This window comes from Cellulomonas citrea (assembly GCF_009829685.1).
GTDB classification, from domain to species: domain Bacteria; phylum Actinomycetota; class Actinomycetes; order Actinomycetales; family Cellulomonadaceae; genus Cellulomonas; species Cellulomonas citrea.
In genome coordinates this window covers 1-19,880 of record NZ_VWSD01000050.1, presented here as the reverse complement: position 1 = coordinate 19,880, position 19,880 = coordinate 1, and the positions used below count along the sequence as shown (strand labels likewise).

Below are 19,880 nucleotides of genomic sequence, written 5' to 3'. Positions count from 1 at the left end.
TGGCCGCGGCCCAGGGGCTGCTCGCCGGGCGCGGGCTCGCGGGTGCGGCCGCGATGATCGCCGTCGTCACCGCCGCCAGCCGGGTGCTGGGCCTGGTGCGGTGGCTGGTCCAGGCGCACTCGGTGGGTGCCAAGGCCATCGGCGAGGCGTACACGGCCGCCAACACGGTGCCCAACGTGCTGTTCGAGGCGGCGGCAGGCGGGGCGCTGTCCGGGGCGGTGATCCCGGTGCTGGCCGAGCCGATCGAGCGCGGGGACCGCGGCGGGGTGCAGCGCATCGTCTCGGCGACCCTCGGCTGGACGCTGCTCGTGCTCGTGCCGTTGGGGCTCGTGCTCGCGCTGGCCGCCGGACCTGTGGCCCAGCTGCTGACCCCGGACGCGGCGCAGCAGCGACTGGCCCGCACCTTCATCCAGATGTTCGCGCTCCAGGTGCCGCTGTACGGGCTCACGGTCCTGGCCTACGCGGTGCTCCAGGCGCACAAGCGGTTCTTCTGGCCCGCGTTCGCCCCGATCCTGGCCTCGGTCGTGACCATCGCCGCGTACCTGTGGTACGGCCGGCTGGCCGGTGGTGAGCTCGCCGATCCTGCGGCGGTGCCCGGACGTGCCCTGCTGGTGCTGGGCTGGGGGACCACGGCCGGGGTGGCCGCGATGTGCGTCCCCGCGCTGGTCGCGATGGTGCCGCTGCGCCTGCGGCTGCGGCCCACGCTCCGGTTCCCCGACGGCGTCGCGGCCCGGGTGCGTCGGCTGGCCCTCGCCGGTGTCTCCGCCGTGGCCGCGCAGCAGCTGTCGGTGCTCGTCATGGTGGTGCTCGCCGGGCGGGGGACCGCCGAGGGCACCTGGCCCGTCTACCAGTACTCCCAGCAGGTGTACCTGCTGCCGTACGCCGTGCTCGTGGTGCCGCTGGCCACCTCGGCGTTCCCGCGGCTGTCCGCGTGGCGAGCCACCGGCGACCTGCACCGGTTCGCGGCGCTCGCCGCGGCCAGCCTGCGGGGTGTGCTCGTCGTGGCCGGTGCCGGAGCCGCCGCCGTCGTGGCGATGGCACCGGCCATCGCACTGGTCTTCGGCGAGATCCGGCCCGAGCAGGCCGGGGTCGTCGTCCCGGCGATGAACCACGCGCTGTCCCTCATGGTGCCCGGGCTGGTCGGGTTCTCGCTCATGTACCAGGGCTCGCGCACGCTGTACGCGCTCGAGCGCGGCCGGTCCGCCCTCGTCGTCAACGCGATCGGCTGGGGGACGGTCACGGTTGCTGCGTGCGTGCTGTTCGTGGCCGTCGGCGCGGACGGTGACGTCATCGGCGCCCTGTCCGGCGCGTCCACGATCGGCATGACCGTCGGCGGCGTCGCCGCGCTGGTGACGCTGCGCCGGGCCGCGGGTCCGGCGGCGCTGGGCGGGATGCGCCGGAGCGTGCCGGTGCTCCTCGGGGCGGGGGCCCTCGCCGCCGTCGCGGGCCGCTGGGTGGTCGAGTCGGTCCTCATGCTCGTGGGCGCCGGCGTGTGGTCGGCGCTCGGGGCTGCCCTCGGTGGTGGGTTCCTGGCGCTCGTCGTGGTCGCGGCCGTGCTGGCCGTCGGCGACCGGCACGTGCTCACCGGGCTCGTGCACCGGGACCGGATGCGCCCCGGGGGACGGCCGTCGGCGACTCGCCGGTCCGCGCCCTGAGCGCGTCGGCGGTGGGCGGGACCACGGTCGGGTAGACTGGAACCCCGTGACAGAGCGCGTACACCGACTCTCCGGGCGGTCGGACCACACGACCCGGCACATCTTCGTCACCGGGGGCGTCGCGTCCTCACTGGGCAAGGGCCTCACTGCATCGAGCCTGGGGCGCCTGCTGCGCAGCCGCGGGCTGCGGGTCACGATGCAGAAGCTCGACCCCTACCTCAACGTCGACCCTGGGACGATGAACCCGTTCCAGCACGGTGAGGTGTTCGTCACCGACGACGGGGCCGAGACGGACCTCGACGTCGGCCACTACGAGCGGTTCCTCGACGTCAACCTGGTCGGTTCGGCCAACGTGACCACGGGGCAGATCTACTCCTCGGTCATCGCGCGGGAGCGTCGCGGGGAGTACCTGGGTGACACCGTGCAGGTGATCCCGCACATCACCGACGAGATCAAGGCGCGGATGCGCTCGCAGGCGGCCGACGACGTCGACGTCATCATCACCGAGATCGGCGGCACGGTCGGCGACATCGAGTCCCAGCCGTTCCTCGAGGCGGCCCGCCAGGTGCGTCACGACCTGGGCCGCGACGACGTGTTCTTCCTGCACGTCTCCCTGGTGCCGTACATCGGCCCGAGCGGTGAGCTCAAGACCAAGCCGACCCAGCACTCGGTGGCCGCGCTGCGCTCGATCGGCATCGCGCCCGACGCGATCGTGCTGCGTGCCGACCGCGAGGTGCCCGAGGCGACCAAGCGCAAGATCGCGCTCATGTGCGACGTCGACGTCGAGGGCGTCGTCACCGCGAAGGACGCCCCGAGCATCTACGACATCCCGCGCGTGCTGCACTCCGAGGGCCTGGACGCCTACGTCGTGCAGCGGCTCGGGCTGCCGTTCCGGGACGTGGACTGGAGCGGCTGGGACGGGCTGCTGCGGCGGGTCCACCAGCCGTCGTACGAGGTCGAGGTCGCGCTCGTCGGCAAGTACATCGACCTGCCGGACGCGTACCTGTCGGTCACCGAGGCGCTGCGGGCCGGTGGCTTCCACCACGACGCCAAGGTCGTCATCCGCTGGGTGACCTCCGACGACTGCCAGACCCCCGAGGGTGCGCAGCTCGCGCTGTCCGGGGTCGACGCGGTGCTGGTCCCCGGTGGGTTCGGCGTGCGTGGCATCGAGGGCAAGCTCGGCGCGCTGCGCTGGGCCCGCGAGCACCAGGTGCCGACGCTGGGCATCTGCCTCGGCCTGCAGTGCATGGTCATCGAGTACGCGCGCACCGTGCTGGGCCTGGAGGGTGCGTCCTCCTCGGAGTTCGACCCGGCCACACCGCACCCGGTGATCGCGACGATGGCCGAGCAGCTGGCCATCGTCGACGGGCAGGGCGACCTGGGCGGGACCATGCGGCTGGGCGCCTACGACGCGACCCTCACGCACGGGTCCGTGGTGGCCGAGGTCTACGGCACCACGCACGTCTCCGAGCGGCACCGGCACCGGTACGAGGTCAACAACTCCTACCGTGCCGCGCTCGAGGAGGCCGGGCTCGTGGTCTCCGGCGTCTCGCCGGACAGCTCGCTCGTGGAGTTCGTCGAGCTGCCGCGCGACGTGCACCCGTACTACGTCGCCACCCAGGCACACCCGGAGTTCAAGTCGCGGCCGACGCGGGCGCACCCGCTGTTCGCCGGGCTCATCGGCGCGGCGCTCACCCGGCAGCGCGAGACGCGGCTGCTCGAGGTCGAGCCTGTCCGGTGACGGGCTCGACGAGGTGACCAGGCCGGGTGGGGTAGCCACGGCGTCCGGCCGGGACGAGCACGGCCGGTTGCGCGACGAGCCCGTCGCGCACCCGGTCCTGGAGCACACCAGGGTGTACGACGGCCGGGTCTTCGACCTGGACCGCGACCTGGTGGACCTCGGCGCCTCCCAGGTGGTGCGCGAGTACGTGGCGCACCCCGGTGCTGTCGGCGTGATCGCGCTCGACGACCAGGACCGGGTGCTGCTGCTGTCGCAGTACCGGCACCCCGTGCGACGGGTGCTGTGGGAGCCCCCGGCCGGTCTGCTCGACGTGGCCGGCGAGGACGAGGTGACCGCCGCTGCGCGCGAGCTCGCGGAGGAGGCCGACCTGGTCGCCGGCTCGTGGTGGCGCCTGGTGGAGATCTTCACCACCCCGGGCGGGTCCAGCGAGCACATCACGCTGTTCCTGGCCCGCGACCTGGCCCCGACGTCGACCCCGTTCCCGCGGGTCGACGAGGAGGCCGGGATGCAGGCCGTCTGGGTGCCGCTCGACGAGGCGGTGGACGGTGTGCTGGCCGGTCGGCTGCAGTGTCCGACGACGGTGACCGGGGTGCTCGCGGCGGCCGTGGCGAGATCTCGTGGTTGGGCCGGGCTGGAGCAGGTCGCCGTCGGCTGACGGCACCGCCGCTCGTGGCACCGCGGTTCGTGGTGCCGCCACCTGCGGAACCGACCGGGCGCGGTGGGCCCGGCGCCGGGCCGCAGTGCTCAGGACGCGGTCGCGACCGGTGCCTCGGCCAGGGCCTGCTCCGCGTCGGCCCGGCGGCTGCGCAACGTCGAGGCGAACCGGGTGACCGCCGCCGCCAGCAGCGCGGCGCCGATCATGTGCAGGTTGACCAGGGCGATCGGCAGCCCGGTGGCGACCTGGACGTAGCCGATGCCGCCCTGCGCCGCGGCGACGACCAGCACGGTCACGGCCCAGCGGGACGGAGCACCGCCGGCGCGGCGCACCCGTAGCAGCAGGACGACCGAGACGGCGACGAACAGCCACACGACCCCGGCGTGCGCCCGGGCCATGAGGAGCGGGTCGACCGCGAACCGGTAGCCCACCGCATCGTCGCCCGAGTGCGGCCCGGCCCCCGTCGTCACCACCCCGAGCACGAGGACGACGAAGGTCAGCGCGCCCTGCACACCCGCCCAGCGCACGGTGGCCCGGTCGGCGAGCCACACCATCGGGCCGTCGCCCTCGTCGATGCGGACCAGCAACCAGGTGGCGGCCACCACGAGCAGCATCGACAGCAGGAAGTGCAGCCCGACGACCGCGGGCGGCAACCCACCGATCACGGAGAGCCCGCCGACCACGGCCTGCACGAGCACCAGGACGAGCGGCACCCAGCCCAGCGCACGGGTGCCGAGCGAGCGCCGACGGTCGAACCCGACGAGGACGAGCACCGCGACCGCGACCGCGATGAGCACGCCGGTGAGCGTGCGGTTGCCGAACTCGATGCCCTGGTGCAGCGGGCTCGCGGCATGCCGCACCGGGACGAAGCTGCCCGGCTGGCACTGCGGCCACGTCGAGCAGCCCAGCCCCGACCCGGTGAGCCGGACGAGCCCGCCGGTGCCGATGATCGCGATCTGAGCGACGAGGTTGGTGACGACGGCCGGACGGGTCCAGCGCTCACGCCACGGGGTCGCCGGGCCGGACGGGGCTGCGGTGCTCACCGCTCCAGCGTACGGGGCAGACGCACCGCGAAGACCTGACCGGGGCCGGTGGCGGACGGCTGCGGCGGCGTCGACGGATCGCCGCCGGCCGTGGTGACGACGAGCAGGTCGGCGCCCACGAGCGCAGGGCAGCTGCTCAACGGGGCCGGCACCTCGACCTGGTCGAGCACCCGCCCGTCGGGGGAGAGACGACGGACGAGACCCTCGCCCCAGAACGCGATCCACATCGTGCCGTCGTCGAGCAGCGCGAGGCCGTCCGGGAGCCCGCCGAACTGCGCCAGGTCGATCGGGGCGAGCTCGCCCACGACCTGCCGGCTCACCGGGTCGAGCCGCCAGCGGTCCACCCGGTGGCGGCCGGAGTCGATGAACACCATCTCGTCGGGCGCGGGCCAGGCCATCCCGTTGGGGCAGGCGAGGGCGTCGAGCACGGTGTGCACGCCACCGTCGGGGTCGATCCGGTAGAGCGCGCCGTCGTCGGGGCCGGTGCTCGTGTCGAACCGCATGGTGCCGGCCCACACGTGCCCGGCCGGGTCCACCCGGACATCGTTCATCCGACGCTCGGGCAGCTCGGCCTCGATCGCGACGAGCAGGTGCAGCTCACCCGTCGCGGGGTCGAGCTCCTCCAGACCGTGGGTCGTGGCGAGCCGGACCCTGCCGTCGGGCCCGGGCAGCACCGACCCGACGGCGCGCGGCAGCTCCCAGGTGCTGAGCTGGGCCGGGGCAGGGCTGCCGGGAGCAGGTTCGGACCGGCGGTGCACCCGGGCCCCGGTGATGTCGACCCACCACAGCTCGCGGCGGTCGGCCAGCCACAGCGGCCCCTCGCCGAGCTCGTCGTTGCCGGACCCGACCGGCACCGGCGCACCGGGGGTCACCGCCGACAGCGGGGCGAGGTCGAGGACGAGCGGTTCGGGCAGGACGGTCACGGGGCTCCTTCGGCGAGGCGGTCGTGGTAGGCGGGCAGGAACTGCGCACGCGGCACCTGGTTGGCGAGCACCCCGCCGTCGACCACGAGCGCGTGGCCCGTCACGTAGGACGCGAGCGAGGAGGCCAGGAAGAGCACCGGGCCGGCGATCTCCGCCGGGCGGGCGAACCGGTGCTCCAGCGGGATGTGCTCACGGTAGTAGGCCTCGAAACGGGGCCAGTCCAGCCCGAAGTCCCCGGCGAACGGGGTGTGCACCATCCCCGGGCACACCGTGTTCACCGTGATGCCGAACGCTCCGAGCTCGACCGCCAGGCTGCGGGCCATGAGCTCCAGACCGCCCTTGGCGGCGTTGTAGGCGACCAGCCCCGGTTCGGCCTGCAGCCCGTTCTTCGAGGAGATCATGATGATCCGGCCGCTGCGGCCCTCGTGCACGAGGTGCTCGGCGGTGCGGGCCGACAGCACGAACGGTGCGTCCAGGTCGACGGCCATCGCCTCGCGCCAGGCGGCCACCGACACCTCGTTGAAGCGAGCCATCTGCGCGATGCCCGCGTTGTTGACGAGCACCTCCCACGGCCCGTACCGGTCCCACGTCTCGTCGACGAAACCGGCGAGCTCGTCCGTGCGGGCGAGGTCCTGACCGAGCCACACACGGTCGGCGCCAAGCCCGTCGAGGGCCGCGGTGAGCGCGGCCGGTTCGGCGGTGCCGGGGCGGTCGACGAGCAGCAGGCGCGCCCCGGCCGTCGCGAACGCCACCGCGAGCGCCTGGCCGATGCCGCCCGCCGCGCCCGTGAGCAGCACCCCGGTGCCGGCCAGCCCCGGCAGCCCGGCGCTCACGGCAGCCACCCGAGCCGGGCCGAGAGCGCCGCGGCGCTCGTGCGGACCAGGTGCCCGACCTCCCGGACCCGCGAGCCGGGGAAGGAGACCTTGAGCCCGGTGACCGACAGCGCTCCCGCGCAGCCGCCGGAGTGGTCGAAGACCGGAGCGCCGACGCAGCAGATCCCGTCGGCGTCCTCCTCGTCGTCCACCGCGAACCCGCGTTCGCGGGCCTGCTGCAGATCCGCGAGCAACGCCTCGACCGTCGTGAGGGTCCGGGCCGTGCGGCGCGGCAGGTCCCGACCGGCGAGCAGCTCACGCACCGTCGCATCGTCGAACGTGGACAAGATGGCCTTGCCGATGCCCGAGCAGTGCAGCTCCTCGCGGGCCCCCATGTGCAGGTTGAAGCGCACCGCGGTGGGCCCGTCGACCTGGGCGATCATCACCGCGCGGGCGCCGTCGAAGGTCGCCACGCGTGACCCCAGGTGGGTGAGCCCGGTGAGCTCGCGCAAGTACGGCTGGGCCAGGTCGGTGAGCGTCACCTGCCGGGCCGCGAGGTGCCCCAGCCGGGCCAGGCCCATGCCGAGGGTGTAACGGCGGGCGAACCCCTCGCCGGCGGAGTCGACGAGGCCCCGGGCGCACAGCGTCTGGAGCATCGCGTAGGTGGCCGACTTGGACGCGCCGACCTGACGTGCCAGGTCGGACAGGCCCACCGCCTCCTGCGCCGCGGCGAGCCGGTCGAGCAGGTCGAGCGCGCGCCCGACGCTGCGCACCTGGTAGCGGGCGTCCTCCGGCGGTGCCGGGCGGATCTGGTTCACTTGCCCACCCCCGCGGTCAGGCCGACGGCCAGCTGCCGTTGGAAGATCAGGTAGACCAGGATGCACGGCAGCGCCGAGATGAGGGCGCCGGCCATCTGCTGGGTGACATCGAACACCTGGGTCGAGCCGGCGGTCGCGATCACCACCGAGATGGTGCGTTGGGCCCCGTCCGGCAGGAAGAGCATGGCGAACAGCAGGTCGTTCCAGACCCCGATGAAGGTGAGCACGCCGAGCGTCACCAGCGGGGGCACCGCGAGCGGGCCGACCACCGACCGGATGATCCTGGGGTAGCCGGCGCCGTCCATCACGGCGGCCTCCACGAGCTCGCTGGGCACCGAGCGGAAGAAGCTGGTGAGCAGGAAGGTCGCGAACGGCAGCTGGCCCACGGCGTACAGCAGGGCGGTCATCGGCACGTTGCCGATGAGGCCCAGCCGGGAGATGTCGAAGTACAGCGGCAGCAGGGACGTCTGCCCCGGAACGAGCATGAGGATCGTGAGGGTCGCCAGGATGGTCTGCGAACCGCGGAACGGCAGCTTCGCGATGGCGAAGGCCGCCGGGGTCGCGAACAGGCTGACCCCGACGATCGCGAGCACGCACAGCACGAGCGAGTTCGCCCCGGCGCGGGCCAGGCCCTGCGCCAGCACGTGCGTCCACGCCTCGAAGGTGACACCGCGCCCGTCGGACGGGGTCACGGAGGCCTTCACCATGTAGAGGATCGGGCCGAGGGCGATCCCGGCCACGACGAGCAGCACGAGCGAGGTCAGCCAACGACCGACGCTCACCGAGGCGCCCCGGCGCCGCGGTGGCGCGAGCAGGTTCACGTGCTCAGTCGTCGTCATCGCGACGCACCCCCGATCGGATCCGGACCAGCGTGAGCATGAGGGTGAACAGGAACAGCACGACGCCGAGCGCAGCCCCCTGGGCGAACCGGCCGTACTTGAAGGACGTCGTGTAGAGCTGGAACTCCAGCGTCGTGGTCGAGACCCCTGGACCGCCGTTGGTCATCGTGTAGATGAGCCCGAAGATCTGGGTGATCGCGGCGGACATCGTGAGGATCGTCGCGAGCTCGAGGTAGCGGCGCACGTGCGGCAGCACGATGTGCCGGATCAACCGGACGCCGGACGCGCCGTCGAGCCGGGCCGCCTCCATCACGGACGGGTCGAGCGAGACCATCCCCGTGTACAGCAGGACGACGTTGATCCCCAGGTAGCTCCAGTTGAAGACGAGGATGAGCGCCAGCAACGACGTGGAGACCTGCCCGAGCCAGTCCTGCGCGAGCGCCCCGAGCCCGACCGCACGCAGCCCGGCGTTGATCGGGCCGCGGTCGGACAGCAGGTACGACCAGGTGATGCCGATGACCACCCAGGACAGTGCGACGGGCATGAAGTAGATGCTGCGGAACAGGTTCGACCCACGGGTGCCCTGGGCGAGCAGGAAGGCGACGACCAGCGCACCGGCCACGCCGAACGGGACGGACACGACGATCGCCAGGTTGTTGCCCAGGATCCGCAGGAACTCCGGGTTGCCCAGCAGGCCCTTGGCGTAGTTGTCCAGGCCGACCCAGCTGGCGGTGCGCCCGTCCCAGTCGGTGAACGAGTACCACAGCCCCTGCAGGGTCGGGACCAGCGAGAACGTGATGACGAGCAGGGCGACCGGTGCGGCCAGCGCCAGCCCCCAGCGCTGCTGGCGCCGGCGCAGGGCGCTGGCTCGCGGGCGCGCAGGCCCGCGGCGAGAGGCCGCGGACCTGCGCACGGGTGCGGTGGTGGACATGCTCAGCTTCCGCCGAGGTGGTACGCGACCCGCTCGTCGTCGGACAGCCCGGCGGTGGCCTTGTCGACCGCTGCCATCGCGTCCTTGGCGCTCACCTGACCGGCGAGCACCTGGTTGAGACCGCTCGTGAGGGCCTGGTTGACCGTCGGTGCGATGAAGTTGTCGAACATCGGCACCACGGTCCAGGACTCGTCCTTCGCCTGGGTGAGCAGGGCGTTGTTCACCGGGTCGGTGACCTGGACCCCGCTGCGGGACGGCACGTTGCCGGCCTTGGCGACGATCGCCTGGCCCTCGGGGGACACGACGTAGGCCGCGAAGGCCACCGCCGCCGTGGGGTTGGCGGCCTCCTTGGAGATCGAGTAGCCGTTGTCGGGGAGCTGGACGAGCAGCGTGTTGGGCTTCGGCGAGAACGGTGCGGGGGCTGCCGCGACATCGGCACCGAGGGCCTTCTGCGCCCACGAGGAGTCCCAGCTGCCGCCCATCACCATGGCCACGTCACCGGACTCGAAGCTGGTCCGCACATCGCGCCAGGTGAGCACGTCGGGGTTGGTCCAGCCCTTCTCGTGCATCGTGCCCCAGCGGGCCACCTGGTCGACGATGGTCGGCGAGGAGTAGGGCAGGGTGCCTGCGATGAGCTTGTCCCAGCTGGTCAGCGGCTCGACGGCGCCCAGCAGGTAGCTCCAGTCCAGGTAGGAGGAGAAGCCGCCCGAACCGTCCTGGGAGCCGTAGCCGAGGCACGTCTTGCCCGCCGCGACGACCTTCGCGCAGGCGGCGTCCAGCTCGTCCCAGTCGGTCGGCACCGCGGCGACGCCGGCATCGGCCAGGACCTTCTTGTTGTAGAGCATCATGTACATCCCGGCGGTGCTCGGGACGCCGTAGACCTGGGACGTCGTGCTGCCGTTCGCCGAGTAGTACTGGGCGTTCGTGGCCACCAGGTCGGCCTGCGGGATCCGGTCGGACAGGTCCAGGGAGTACTCCTGGAACTGCTTCTGGTACCCGCCGGGGAACATGGAGAACACGTCCGGGCCGCGGCCGGAGACGACGGCCGCCTGCAGCAGCGCGTAGTAGTTGTCGGCGGGCTGCCCGACGAGGTTGACCTTGACGTCGGGGTACGTCGCCTCGAACCCGGCGACCAGCGGGGTGAGCAGGCTCGAGTCGTCCAGGGCGCCGTAGTTCCACACCGTGAGCGAGCCGCTCACCCCACCCGTGCCCGAGGCCGAGGGGGAGCTGGACGTGCCGGAGCTGCACCCGGTGAGGGCGAGCGCCATCGCCGCGAGGGGTGCGGCAACCTTCCAGACCTGCATGGGATCTCCTTGGGGGAACGGCGGGGCGGGGGATCAGACGGGTGGGGCGGGGGATCAGGCGAGCGGGGCCTCGGGACCGGGGTCGACCCCGATGCCGGCGGTGAAGAAGCGCGGGTCCGGGACGGGCACCCAGGCGCCGTTGGCGGCGATGGAGGCCTCGGCGGCCATCGCGGGCAGGGACCAGTCGAGCGCGGTGTACAGGTCGATCTCGGGTCGGGTCCCGGCCGTGACGGCGTCGAGGAAGTCGCGCAGCGGCCAGGCGTCGGAGCCCCAGTGCCCGCCGTCGTCGGGCGGGTTGCGGTAGGCAGCGGGCAGGAACTGCTCGGCGAAGCTCTCCAGGGGCTCCCAGGTGTCGTGCGCCGTGCGACCCGTCAGGTGCACGACCGGCACCCCGTCGGACGTGCGTGGTGCCTCGTAGGCGCCGCCCGTGCCCTGGATCGCGTAGTAGTCCATGAGCTCGGGCCGGTTGGAGAGCAGGTCGAACCGGATGGACAGCAGCCGGCCGGCCGCGGTGCGGGCCAACGTGACGGTCGAGTCCTGGAGGGTGTGCTCGGGGTCGGTGTGCCGTCCGGTGCCGTGGCACGAGACCGCGACCACCCGGTCGTTCGTCCACCACAGCAGCGGGCCGAGCGAGTGCGTGGGGTAGGTGTGCCCGTCGCGCCCGACCTGCCAGTGGTAGCGCCAGGTCGGCGAGCCGTCCGGGCGGGTGTGCCAGGACCGCATCTCGTGCAGGTACTCGCCCTCGCCGTAGTAGATGTCACCGAACAGGCCCTCGCGGACCATCTCGCGCACGATGAGGTTGGGGCGCGTGTAGCAGTAGTTCTCGGCCATCGCATACTGGGCGGTCGAGCCGCGCACGGCACCCACGAGCGCCTGCGCCTGCTCGAGGCTCACGGCGGCGGGCACCTCGGACAGCACGTGCACCCCGCGGGCCAGCGCCTCGACGGCCTGCGGCACGTGGTGCTGCTGCGGGGAGGAGAGCACGACGACGTCGCAGTGCTCGAGCAGCTCGTCGAAGGACGACGCGACCCGGGCGGCGCCGTTCTGCGCGGCGAAGCCGTCCCGCACCTCATGGTCCGGGTCGTAGACCGTCTCGAGGCGGGCGCGGTCGGCCTGGGCGCGCAGGCTGGACAGGAACCCGCCGCCGCGGACGGCACCGGCGATGCCGATCCGCAGGACCGGGGGGCGTGCGCTGGACATCAGGATCCCTTCGTCGGGCGGGTGGTGAGCAGCTGGGGGAGCAGGACGGACCAGGTCGCCCGCTCGTTCCCGTCGCGGTACTCGGGCACGAAGCCCAGCCGCAGATAGACCATGACGGCGGGCCGGCGGAAGTCGTCTGTCTCGAGCACCGCCCGGTCCAGGCCACGCGCGGCGAACCCGGCCAGCACCCGACGGGTCACCGTCGCGCCGAGGCCGCGCCCGGAGGCGGCGGCGTCGGCGGCGACGTAGTGCAGGTAGCCGGCGCCCGGGTAGGTCTGCGGCAGCAGTCGCTCGGAGGCGCAGGCCAGGATCTGGTCCTGCTCGACGAGCACCCAGGTGACGGGGACGTCCGGGGCGTCGAGCAGGTCGCGACCGATCCGGTCGGCGTCCCAGGGCTGGTCGTAGGCGGCCTGCATGAGCCGGCCGAGCTCGGCGGCGTCCTCGTGCGTCGCTGCACGAAGACGGGGATCGGGCTCCTGGGTCGGCAACGGGCCGGGGTGGACCATGAAGAGCTGAGTCAACGGTGACCTCCAGGTCGAGGAATGCTCGGAAAGGTAGGTGTGGGGCTCGGTGGGGGGAACAGCGTTCGGTGCAGCCGAACGGCAGGCCGACATGATCGCCTGTTGTTCGGCCTGGACGAACACAGTTCTTGCGGGCGGACGCTCTCCCTAGGCTCGCCGCCATGACCGCCACCCGACCGACCTGGCAGCCCCCGGCCTGGTCCGGCGCCGCCGGCGTCGCCCGCCAGGACGTGACCGCACCCGTCGGCATCCGGATGCGCAACTGGGGCTACGGCGACCGTGACGTGGCCAGGACGGTGCACCGCCCGCTCACCCTCACCGCCCTGGCGCTCGCCGACGCCGACGGCGCCGACCCGTCGCTGCTGCTCACCGCCGACCTCGGCTGGTGGCGCAGCACCGCCGACGAGACCCGGGTCCGGGGTGCCGTGCTCGCGGCCACCGGGCTGTCCGCCGACCGGGTGCTGCTGCACCTCACCCACACGCACGCCGGGCCGTCCATCTGCGCGGACGACCACGACCTGCCCGGCGGTGAGCTCGTGGACGCCTACCTCGACCGCCTCGCCGCCCGCGCCGTCGCCGCGGCCACCACCGCCCTGGCCGATCTGCGACCGGCCACCATGCAGTGGGCCACCGCCCACCACGGCCTGGCCGCCGTGCGCGACCTCACGCTCGACGGGCGGGCCCTGCTCGCGTTCGACCCGGCGGTCCCCGCGGACGACACGCTGCTCGTCGGCCTCGTGAGCGACCAGGACGGCGCACCGGTCGCCACCCTCGTCAACTACGCCTGCCACCCCACGACGCTCGGCTGGGACAACGACGCGCTCTCCCCGGACTACCCGGGGGCGATGCGCGCCGTCGTCGAACCGGCGACCGGGGTGCCGTGCCTCTTCCTGCAGGGTGCGAGCGGTGACCTCGGGCCGCGTGAGCAGTACGGGGCCGACACCGACCTGGCCGACCGGCACGGCGCCGGGCTCGGGCACGCCGTGCTCGGCGCGCTCGCCACGCTGCCCGCCCCGGGGACGGCCCTGGTCTGCACCGGGGTCGTCGAGTCCGGTGCGCCGCTCGGCGTCTGGGAGCCCGTGCCCACCCCGTCGGCCAGCGCCCGCGGCTCGGTCGCCACCCAGGTGCCCGTCGAGCTCAAGGCGCTCGCGCCGATCGACGAGCTCGAACGCCAGTGGGCGCACATCGACCCGCGCAGCCGGGCCGAACGGCTGCGCCGCGCCGAGCGCCTGCGTCGCACCTACGCCGACATGAGCGCGCCGGTGCACCCGCTGTGGGTGTGGCGGTTCGGCGACGTCGTCGTCGTCGCGCACCCGGGGGAGGCCTACAGCGCCCTGCAGACCACCCTGCGCGCCCGTTTCCCGCAGCTGGCGGTGGTCGTGCTCAACCTCACCAACGGGCCCGGCTGGGTCTACCTGCCGACCCGGCAGTCCTACGACCAGGAGCGCTACCAGAGCTGGCAGACCCTTGTGCAGGCCGGCTCGCTCGAACGGCTCGTCGACGCGGCGCAGGCCGCCGTCGCGGAGCTCCTGGGATGAGCGGGCTGCGCTCCGACCGCTGGTTCGCCGGGGACGACGAGGTCGCCGTGCTGCACCGGGTCGCCCTGCCGGCCCGGGGCAGCGGTGGCGGGCCGGTCATCGGGATCGCCGACACCACGAGCGACCTCAACCCGTGCAACGCCCCGCTCGCCGGGCTCATGGTGGCCGCCGCACGCGGCATCCGGGCCGCGGGCGGCATCCCGGTGCGGTTCCCCGTGATGTCCCTCGGCGAAGACCTCATGAAGCCCACCGCGATGCTCTACCGCAACCTCGCGGCGATGCAGATCGAGGAGCAGGTGCGGTCGAACCCCATCGACGGCCTCGTGGTCACCGGTGGCTGCGACAAGACCGTCGCGGCCGGGCTGCTCGGTGCGGCCTCGGCCGACGTGCCCGCGCTGCTGCTGCTGTCCGGCCGCGCCAGGTGGGGGACGGACCTGTGGCGCGCGCTCGAGGAGCGGCGCGCCGGGCGGCTCGACGACGACGCCTGGCACGAGCTCGAGGCGTGCCTCACCTGCGCCGGTCCGGGTACCTGCACGACGATGGGCACAGCGTCGACCCTGGCGCTGCTCACCGAGGTGCTCGGGCTGTGCCTGCCGGGCAGCACCGGTCTGGCCGGCGCCGGCCCGGCGGCCGCACAGCTGGCCGAGCGCACCGGGGCCCGGGTCGTCGCGATGGTCGAGGCAGGCACCCGCCCGGCCGACGTGGTCACCCAGGCGGCACTCGACAACGCCCTGCGTGCGCTCGCCGCGGTGGGCGGGTCGACCAACGCCGTCATCCACCTCGCGGCGCTCGCCGGCCGGCTCGGGCTGGACGGCTCGTTGGCGCACGCCGATGCGCTGTGGCGCGACGTCCCGCTGCTCGCCGACGTCGAGCCGTGCGGACGGTACCTGGCCGCGGCGCTGCCCGAGGCGGGCGGTGTGCCGACGCTGCTGGCCGCTCTGGCTGGCCTTGCCGGCCTCGCGGGGCGGACCGCCGGACCCGGCGTCGACCTGACCGCGCTCGCGGGTGACGGTCTGCCGTGGCGCCAGCACGTGGCGCTCGCCCCGGCCCCCAGCACCGACGGGGTGCTGCGCACGGCCGCGCACCCGGTGGCCCCGGCGCCGACCATGGTCGCGCTCACCGGGTCGTTGGCGCCCGACGGCTGCGTGCTCAAGGTCGCCGCCGCGAGCCCCGACCTGCTCCAGCACACCGGCCCGGCGCTCGTGCTCGACGACTACGAGGACATGCGCGCCCGGCTCGACGACCCCGACCTGGCGGTGGACGACGACGTCGTCCTCGTCGTGCGGGGGATCGGCCCGGTGGGGGCGCCCGGGATGCCGGAGTGGGGCATGGCGCCCATCCCGGCCCCGCTCGTGCGCCGCGGTGTGCGCGATGTGGTGCGCGTGAGCGACGGACGGATGAGCGGGACGAGCTTCGGCACCGTCGCGCTGCACGTGGCACCCGAGGCCCAGGTCGGCGGGCCGCTCGCGCACGTGCGCGACGGCGACCCGATCCGGCTCGATGTGCCCGCGCGCCGCCTGGACCTGCTGGTCGACCCGGCCGAGCTGGCCCGGCGGGCGGAGACCTGGCAGCCGGCCACGGCAGCGGACCTGCGGGGCTGGCCGCTGCTCTACCGCCAGCACGTCGGGCAGGCGCCGACCGGCGCGGACCTCGACGTCCTGGCGGCCCCGCGACCCGAGCAGCGGGTCCGGGTCGAACCCACGGTCGGCCGCTCATGACGCGGCCGGTCCCCACTGACGGAGGACGAGGCGTGACCCCCAGCCCACTGCACGGCGTGCTGCCGGTGATCCAGACGCCGTTCGCGGCCGACGGCTCGGTCGACCACCATGCCCTCGAGCACGAGCTGCACTGGGTGCTCGACCAGGGCGTGAGCGGTCTGACCACCGGCATGGTGAGCGAGACCCTGCGGCTGTCCGACACCGAGCGGCGCGAGGTCGCCCGTGCGGTGTGCACCGCGGCTACCGCCCGGGGCAAGGCCGCGGTCATCAGCTGCGGCGCCGAGTCGACCCGCGAGGCCGTGCGGCTGGCCCAGGACGCGCAGGCCGTCGGTGCGAGCGCGCTCATGGCGATCCCGCCGGTCACCGTGGTGATCGACGAGGCCGATGTGCTGGCCTACTACAGCGCCATCCTGGAGGCCGTCGACGTGCCGGTCGTCGTGCAGGACGCGTCGGGCTACGTCGGCAACCCGCTGTCCATCGGGGTGCAGGTCGCGATCCTCGACCGGTTCGGCGACCGGGTCTACTTCAAGCCCGAGGCCGCTCCCATCGGCCAGCGGTTGTCGGCCCTGCGGGAGGCGACGGGCGGTCGGGCGCGGGCGTTCGAGGGGTCGGGCGGTGCCGCCGTCGTCGACAGCTTCCGGCGCGGCATCGTCGTGGGCACCATGCCCGGGGCCGAGGTCTGCTGGGCCGTGCAGCAGCTGTGGCAGGCCTGCGAGCAGGGCGACTGGGACCTGGCCTACGACCTGTCGGGGCCGCTCACCCTGCTCGTGGCGATCCAGACCTCGGTCGACGCCTACGTCGCGGTGGAGAAGCACCTGCTGCACGCCCAGGGCGTGCTGCCCTCGATCGCCGTACGGGAACCGGTCGGCTACCGGCTGGACCCCGAGACGGCGGCCGAGGTCGACCGGTTGGCGCACCGGCTGCGGGTCGCGATGCCCGCCGCGTCATGAGGTCCGACGCGGCCCGGCTGCGGGCCCGCTGGGCGGCCGACGAACCCGCGTTCGGCGTCTGGAGCTCGCTGGCCGACCCCGTCGTCGCCGAGGTGCTCGCCGCGGGCGACGCCGACTACGTGTGCGTCGACACCCAGCACGGGCACGTCGGCGCAGGGGAGCTCGCCCGCACCCTGCAGGCGTTCCGGGCCGGTGGGCGCAGCCCTCTGGTGCGCGTCGCGTGGAACGAGCCCGCGGCGGTCTTCCGCGCCCTGGACGCCGGGGCGAGCGGGGTGGTCGTGCCCATGGTCGACGACGCCGACGCGGCCCGCACCGCGGTCGAGGCGGTGCGCTACCCGCCGACCGGGCGCCGCAGCTGGGGCCCGATGTGGGGCGACTCGCGTCCGGTCCCGACCCCGGCCGAGCAGGACGCCGAGGCGCTGTGCCTCGTCATGGTCGAGACCGCCGCCGCGGTGGACCAGCTGCCGCAGATCCTGGCGACGCCCGGCGTCGACGCCGTCTACGTCGGGCCGAACGACCTGGCGCTGTCCTGCGGGCTGGGGCGGGCCACCTACCGCGACAGCGCCGACGTCCTCGACCTGCTCAGCCACGTGGTCGCGACCTGCCGGGAGCACGGTGTGCCGGTCGGCCTGCACTGCTCGGACGCCGCGATGGCCGGCGACTGGGCGGCGCGCGGCGCGGCGATGCTCACCACGGTGACCGACACCAGCGCGCTGCGCCGGGCGGTGGCCGATGACCTGGCCACGGCCGTGTCCCACTACCGTGGTGCCGTGCCCAGGACGACGACCCGATGAGCCCTACGACCGAGCCCCAGCCCCTGTTCACCGACCCGCAGGCGTCGGTCGACGCCCGCGTCGAGGACCTGCTGGCGCGCATGACGTTGCCGGAGAAGGTCGGCCAGATGCTGCAGCTCGATGCGCGCGGCGACCTGGCCGAGGTGGTGACCGGGAAGCTCGCCGGGTCGCTGCTGCACGCCTCGCCCGCCCGGATCGAGGAGGCCGCCGAGCTGGTCGCCACCACCCGGCTGCGGATCCCGCTGCTCATGGCCGACGACGCCATCCACGGGCACTCGTTCTGGCCGGGGGCGACGATCCTGCCGACCCAGCTCGCCATGGCGTGCAGCTGGGACCCGGCCCTCGTGCAGCGGGCGGCCCGGATGGCGGCCACCGAGGTCGCGGCCGCCGGGCTGCACTGGACGTTCTCCCCGGTGCTGTGCATCGCCCGGGACACCCGGTGGGGTCGGGTCGACGAGACCTTCGGGGAGGACCCGTACCTCATCGGTGAGCTCGGCGCCGCCATGGTTGCCGGCTACCAGGGCGACGGCCTCGACGACCCGACCGCTGTGCTGGCCTGCGCCAAGCACTTCGCGGGTTACTCCGAGACCCAGGGCGGTCGGGACGCGAGCGAGGCGGACCTGACCCCGCGCAAGCTGCGCTCGTGGTTCCTGCCGCCGTTCGAGCGGGCGGTGCGCGCGGGCTGCCGGACGGTGATGATCGGCTACCAGTCCATCGACGGCGTCCCGGTGACGGCCAACCGTTGGCTGCTGCAGGACGTCCTCAAGGACGAGTGGGGCTTCTCCGGGACCCTCGTGACCGACTGGGACAACGTCGGGCGCATGGTCTGGGAGCAGAAGGTGTGCGCGGACGACGTGGCCGCGGCGGTGGTCGCGGTGACCGCCGGGAACGACCTGGTGATGACCACGCCGGCGTTCTTCGAGGCGGCCCAGGAGGCGGTGGCCCGCGGGCTGCTCGCGCAGTCCGCGATCGACGAGGCCGTGCGCCGGATCCTGCGGCTGAAGTTCGAGCTCGGGCTGTTCGAGGGTGCGCACCGGCCCGACGCCGAGCGCCAGCGCACGGTGATCGGCTCGGCGCCGCACCGCGGGCTCAACCTCGAGGTGGCCCGACGCGGCCTCGTGCTGCTGCGCAACGACGGCACGCTGCCGCTGGCCGGCGGCCTGGTCGCGGGTCCGGACGGACGGGCGGCCGAGGCCGGCCCGGCCCGGACGGTGGCCGTCGTCGGCCCGAACGCGGACGACCCGCACGCCCAGCTGGGCGACTGGGCCGGGGCGTCCGGGCAGGTCAACTGGATGCCGGACGGTCACCCGCGCGAGCTCGTGAGCACCGTGCTCGACGGCGTGCGCGCCTGCGTGCCGAGCAGCTGGACCGTCACGCACGCCCCCGGGGCCCGGATCGGCACGCTGGTCCCCGACCCGGAGGGTCCGCTGTTCCCGGACGGGCAGCCCCGGCCCCCGGTGTTCGCACCGGCGCCGGACGACCCGCAGCTGCGCGCGCAGGCGGTCGAGGCCGCCCGTGCCGCGGACTGGGTGGTCGCGGTGCTCGGGGACGACGTGTCGCTCACCGGGGAGGGCCGGTCGACGGCGACGCTGGACCTGCAGGGCGGGCAGGTCGCGCTGCTCGAGGCCCTCGTCGCGACGGGCACGCCGGTGGTCCTCGTGCTGGTGCAGGGCAAGCCGTCCACGCTGCCGCCGGTGGCCGAGCAGGTGGCAGCGGTCGTGCAGGCGTTCAACCCCGGGATGGCCGGGGGACAGGCGGTCGCCGAGGTGCTGCTCGGGCTGGTCGAGCCGAGCGGCCGGCTGCCGATCACGGTGCCCCGGCACGTGGGTCAGCTGCCCGTCTTCTACAACCAGGTGCGCGGCCAGCACGGCTCGCGCTACGCCGACCTCACCCAGGACCCGCTCTTCGCGTTCGGTGAGGGGCTGGGGTACGCCCCGGTCGGGTACGACGACCTGCGGCTGGCCGAGCAGGTGCTCGCACCGGACGGCACCGTGCGCGCCACGGTCCGGGTGCGCAACCTCGGGGACCGGCCGGTGCTGGAGACCGTGCAGGTCTACGTGAGCGACACCGTCACCTCGGTGACCTGGGCGGACCGCGAGCTCAAGGGCTTCACCCAGGTGCAGGTGCCTGCGGGCGAGGCCGTCGAGGTCGAGGTCGAGGTGCCGGTGGCCGCCTGCACGATCGTGGACGCCGCCGGGCGTCGGGTCGTCGAGCCCGGGGCGTTCGAGCTGCTCGTGGGGCACAGCTCGCGGCCGGCGGACCTGCTGCGGGCCGCCTTCGAGGTGCGTGCCTGAGGGCTCAGTCCCAGCGGAAGGTGCGGGCGACGGCTGCGGCCAGCAGCCCGGCCCAGGCGAGGAGCACGAGGACCGGGCCTGCGGGCACGGCGCCCGTGGTGAGTGCGCTGCGCAGGCCCTCGCCGAGCGCGCCGGACGGCAGCC

Annotated in this window: 17 protein-coding genes; 8 read left to right on the top strand and 9 right to left on the bottom strand. The window is 73.9% G+C overall.

From position 1 onward, the window contains the following. The 3 genes from murJ to F2B26_RS07715 all read left to right on the top strand — a co-directional run. A partial coding sequence (murJ, locus tag F2B26_RS07725) for a murein biosynthesis integral membrane protein MurJ (protein WP_328698662.1) occupies positions 1–1,655 on the top strand: 1,655 nt, incomplete at its 5' end. Positions 1,656–1,701: 46 nt separating this feature from the next. Next, complete coding sequence (pyrG, locus tag F2B26_RS07720) at positions 1,702–3,396, top strand: CTP synthase (RefSeq protein WP_159808052.1); 1,695 nt, start codon at positions 1,702–1,704, stop codon at positions 3,394–3,396. A gap of 13 nt (positions 3,397–3,409) precedes the next feature. Then, positions 3,410–4,051, top strand: a complete 642-nt coding sequence (locus F2B26_RS07715; RefSeq protein ID WP_438939175.1) for an NUDIX domain-containing protein — start codon at positions 3,410–3,412, stop codon at positions 4,049–4,051. An 89-nt stretch (positions 4,052–4,140) separates the two neighbouring features. Here the strand turns inward: F2B26_RS07715 and F2B26_RS07710 are convergent, their stop codons facing one another. Genes F2B26_RS07710 through F2B26_RS07670 form a run of 9 tightly spaced genes read right to left on the bottom strand, consistent with a single transcriptional unit; the run spans position 4,141 to position 12,442 of the window. Continuing rightward, complete coding sequence (locus F2B26_RS07710) at positions 4,141–5,094, bottom strand: COX15/CtaA family protein (RefSeq protein WP_159808050.1); 954 nt, start codon at positions 5,092–5,094, stop codon at positions 4,141–4,143. Continuing rightward, positions 5,091–6,017, bottom strand: a complete 927-nt coding sequence (locus tag F2B26_RS07705) for an SMP-30/gluconolactonase/LRE family protein (RefSeq protein WP_159808048.1) — start codon at positions 6,015–6,017, stop codon at positions 5,091–5,093. The genes F2B26_RS07710 and F2B26_RS07705 overlap by 4 nt, the downstream gene beginning before the upstream one ends. Then, positions 6,014–6,850, bottom strand: a complete 837-nt coding sequence (locus F2B26_RS07700; RefSeq protein ID WP_201292655.1) for an SDR family NAD(P)-dependent oxidoreductase — start codon at positions 6,848–6,850, stop codon at positions 6,014–6,016. The genes F2B26_RS07705 and F2B26_RS07700 overlap by 4 nt, the downstream gene beginning before the upstream one ends. Beyond that, entirely contained in the window at positions 6,847–7,647 is an 801-nt protein-coding gene (locus F2B26_RS07695; protein ID WP_201292654.1) for an IclR family transcriptional regulator, read from the bottom strand. Before F2B26_RS07695 ends, F2B26_RS07700 begins: the two co-directional genes overlap by 4 nt. Further along, positions 7,644–8,486, bottom strand: coding sequence for a carbohydrate ABC transporter permease (locus tag F2B26_RS07690; RefSeq protein WP_159808046.1), 843 nt, complete (start codon positions 8,484–8,486; stop codon positions 7,644–7,646). Before F2B26_RS07690 ends, F2B26_RS07695 begins: the two co-directional genes overlap by 4 nt. Next, positions 8,473–9,417, bottom strand: a complete 945-nt coding sequence (locus tag F2B26_RS07685) for a carbohydrate ABC transporter permease (RefSeq protein ID WP_159808044.1) — start codon at positions 9,415–9,417, stop codon at positions 8,473–8,475. The genes F2B26_RS07690 and F2B26_RS07685 overlap by 14 nt, the downstream gene beginning before the upstream one ends. Positions 9,418–9,419: 2 nt before the next feature. After that, positions 9,420–10,721 (bottom strand): extracellular solute-binding protein, encoded by a 1,302-nt coding sequence (locus tag F2B26_RS07680; protein WP_159808042.1) that lies wholly within the window; start codon positions 10,719–10,721, stop codon positions 9,420–9,422. A 54-nt stretch (positions 10,722–10,775) separates the two neighbouring features. Beyond that, positions 10,776–11,921: a Gfo/Idh/MocA family protein gene (locus tag F2B26_RS07675; RefSeq protein ID WP_159808040.1), complete on the bottom strand. Its 1,146-nt coding sequence runs from the start codon at positions 11,919–11,921 to the stop codon at positions 10,776–10,778. Beyond that, positions 11,921–12,442 carry a GNAT family N-acetyltransferase gene (locus F2B26_RS07670; protein WP_159808038.1) on the bottom strand — a complete coding sequence of 174 codons (522 nt, stop codon included), beginning with the start codon at positions 12,440–12,442 and terminating at the stop codon, positions 11,921–11,923. The genes F2B26_RS07675 and F2B26_RS07670 overlap by 1 nt, the downstream gene beginning before the upstream one ends. A 161-nt stretch (positions 12,443–12,603) precedes the next feature. Here F2B26_RS07670 and F2B26_RS07665 point away from each other — a divergent pair, with 161 nt between their 5' ends. Genes F2B26_RS07665 through F2B26_RS07645 form a run of 5 tightly spaced genes read left to right on the top strand, consistent with a single transcriptional unit; the run spans position 12,604 to position 19,736 of the window. Then, complete coding sequence (locus F2B26_RS07665) at positions 12,604–13,980, top strand: hypothetical protein (protein ID WP_159808036.1); 1,377 nt, start codon at positions 12,604–12,606, stop codon at positions 13,978–13,980. Further along, a complete protein-coding gene (locus F2B26_RS07660) occupies positions 13,977–15,698 on the top strand; it encodes a dihydroxy-acid dehydratase (RefSeq protein ID WP_159808034.1) in 1,722 nt (573 codons plus the stop codon). The genes F2B26_RS07665 and F2B26_RS07660 overlap by 4 nt, the downstream gene beginning before the upstream one ends. A gap of 32 nt (positions 15,699–15,730) precedes the next feature. Next, entirely contained in the window at positions 15,731–16,648 is a 918-nt protein-coding gene (locus tag F2B26_RS07655) for a dihydrodipicolinate synthase family protein (RefSeq protein WP_201292653.1), read from the top strand. Beyond that, positions 16,645–17,442 (top strand): HpcH/HpaI aldolase family protein, encoded by a 798-nt coding sequence (locus F2B26_RS07650; protein ID WP_159808030.1) that lies wholly within the window; start codon positions 16,645–16,647, stop codon positions 17,440–17,442. The genes F2B26_RS07655 and F2B26_RS07650 overlap by 4 nt, the downstream gene beginning before the upstream one ends. Next, positions 17,439–19,736, top strand: a complete 2,298-nt coding sequence (locus tag F2B26_RS07645) for a glycoside hydrolase family 3 N-terminal domain-containing protein (RefSeq protein WP_159808028.1) — start codon at positions 17,439–17,441, stop codon at positions 19,734–19,736. The genes F2B26_RS07650 and F2B26_RS07645 overlap by 4 nt, the downstream gene beginning before the upstream one ends. Positions 19,737–19,880 lie beyond the last annotated feature (144 nt).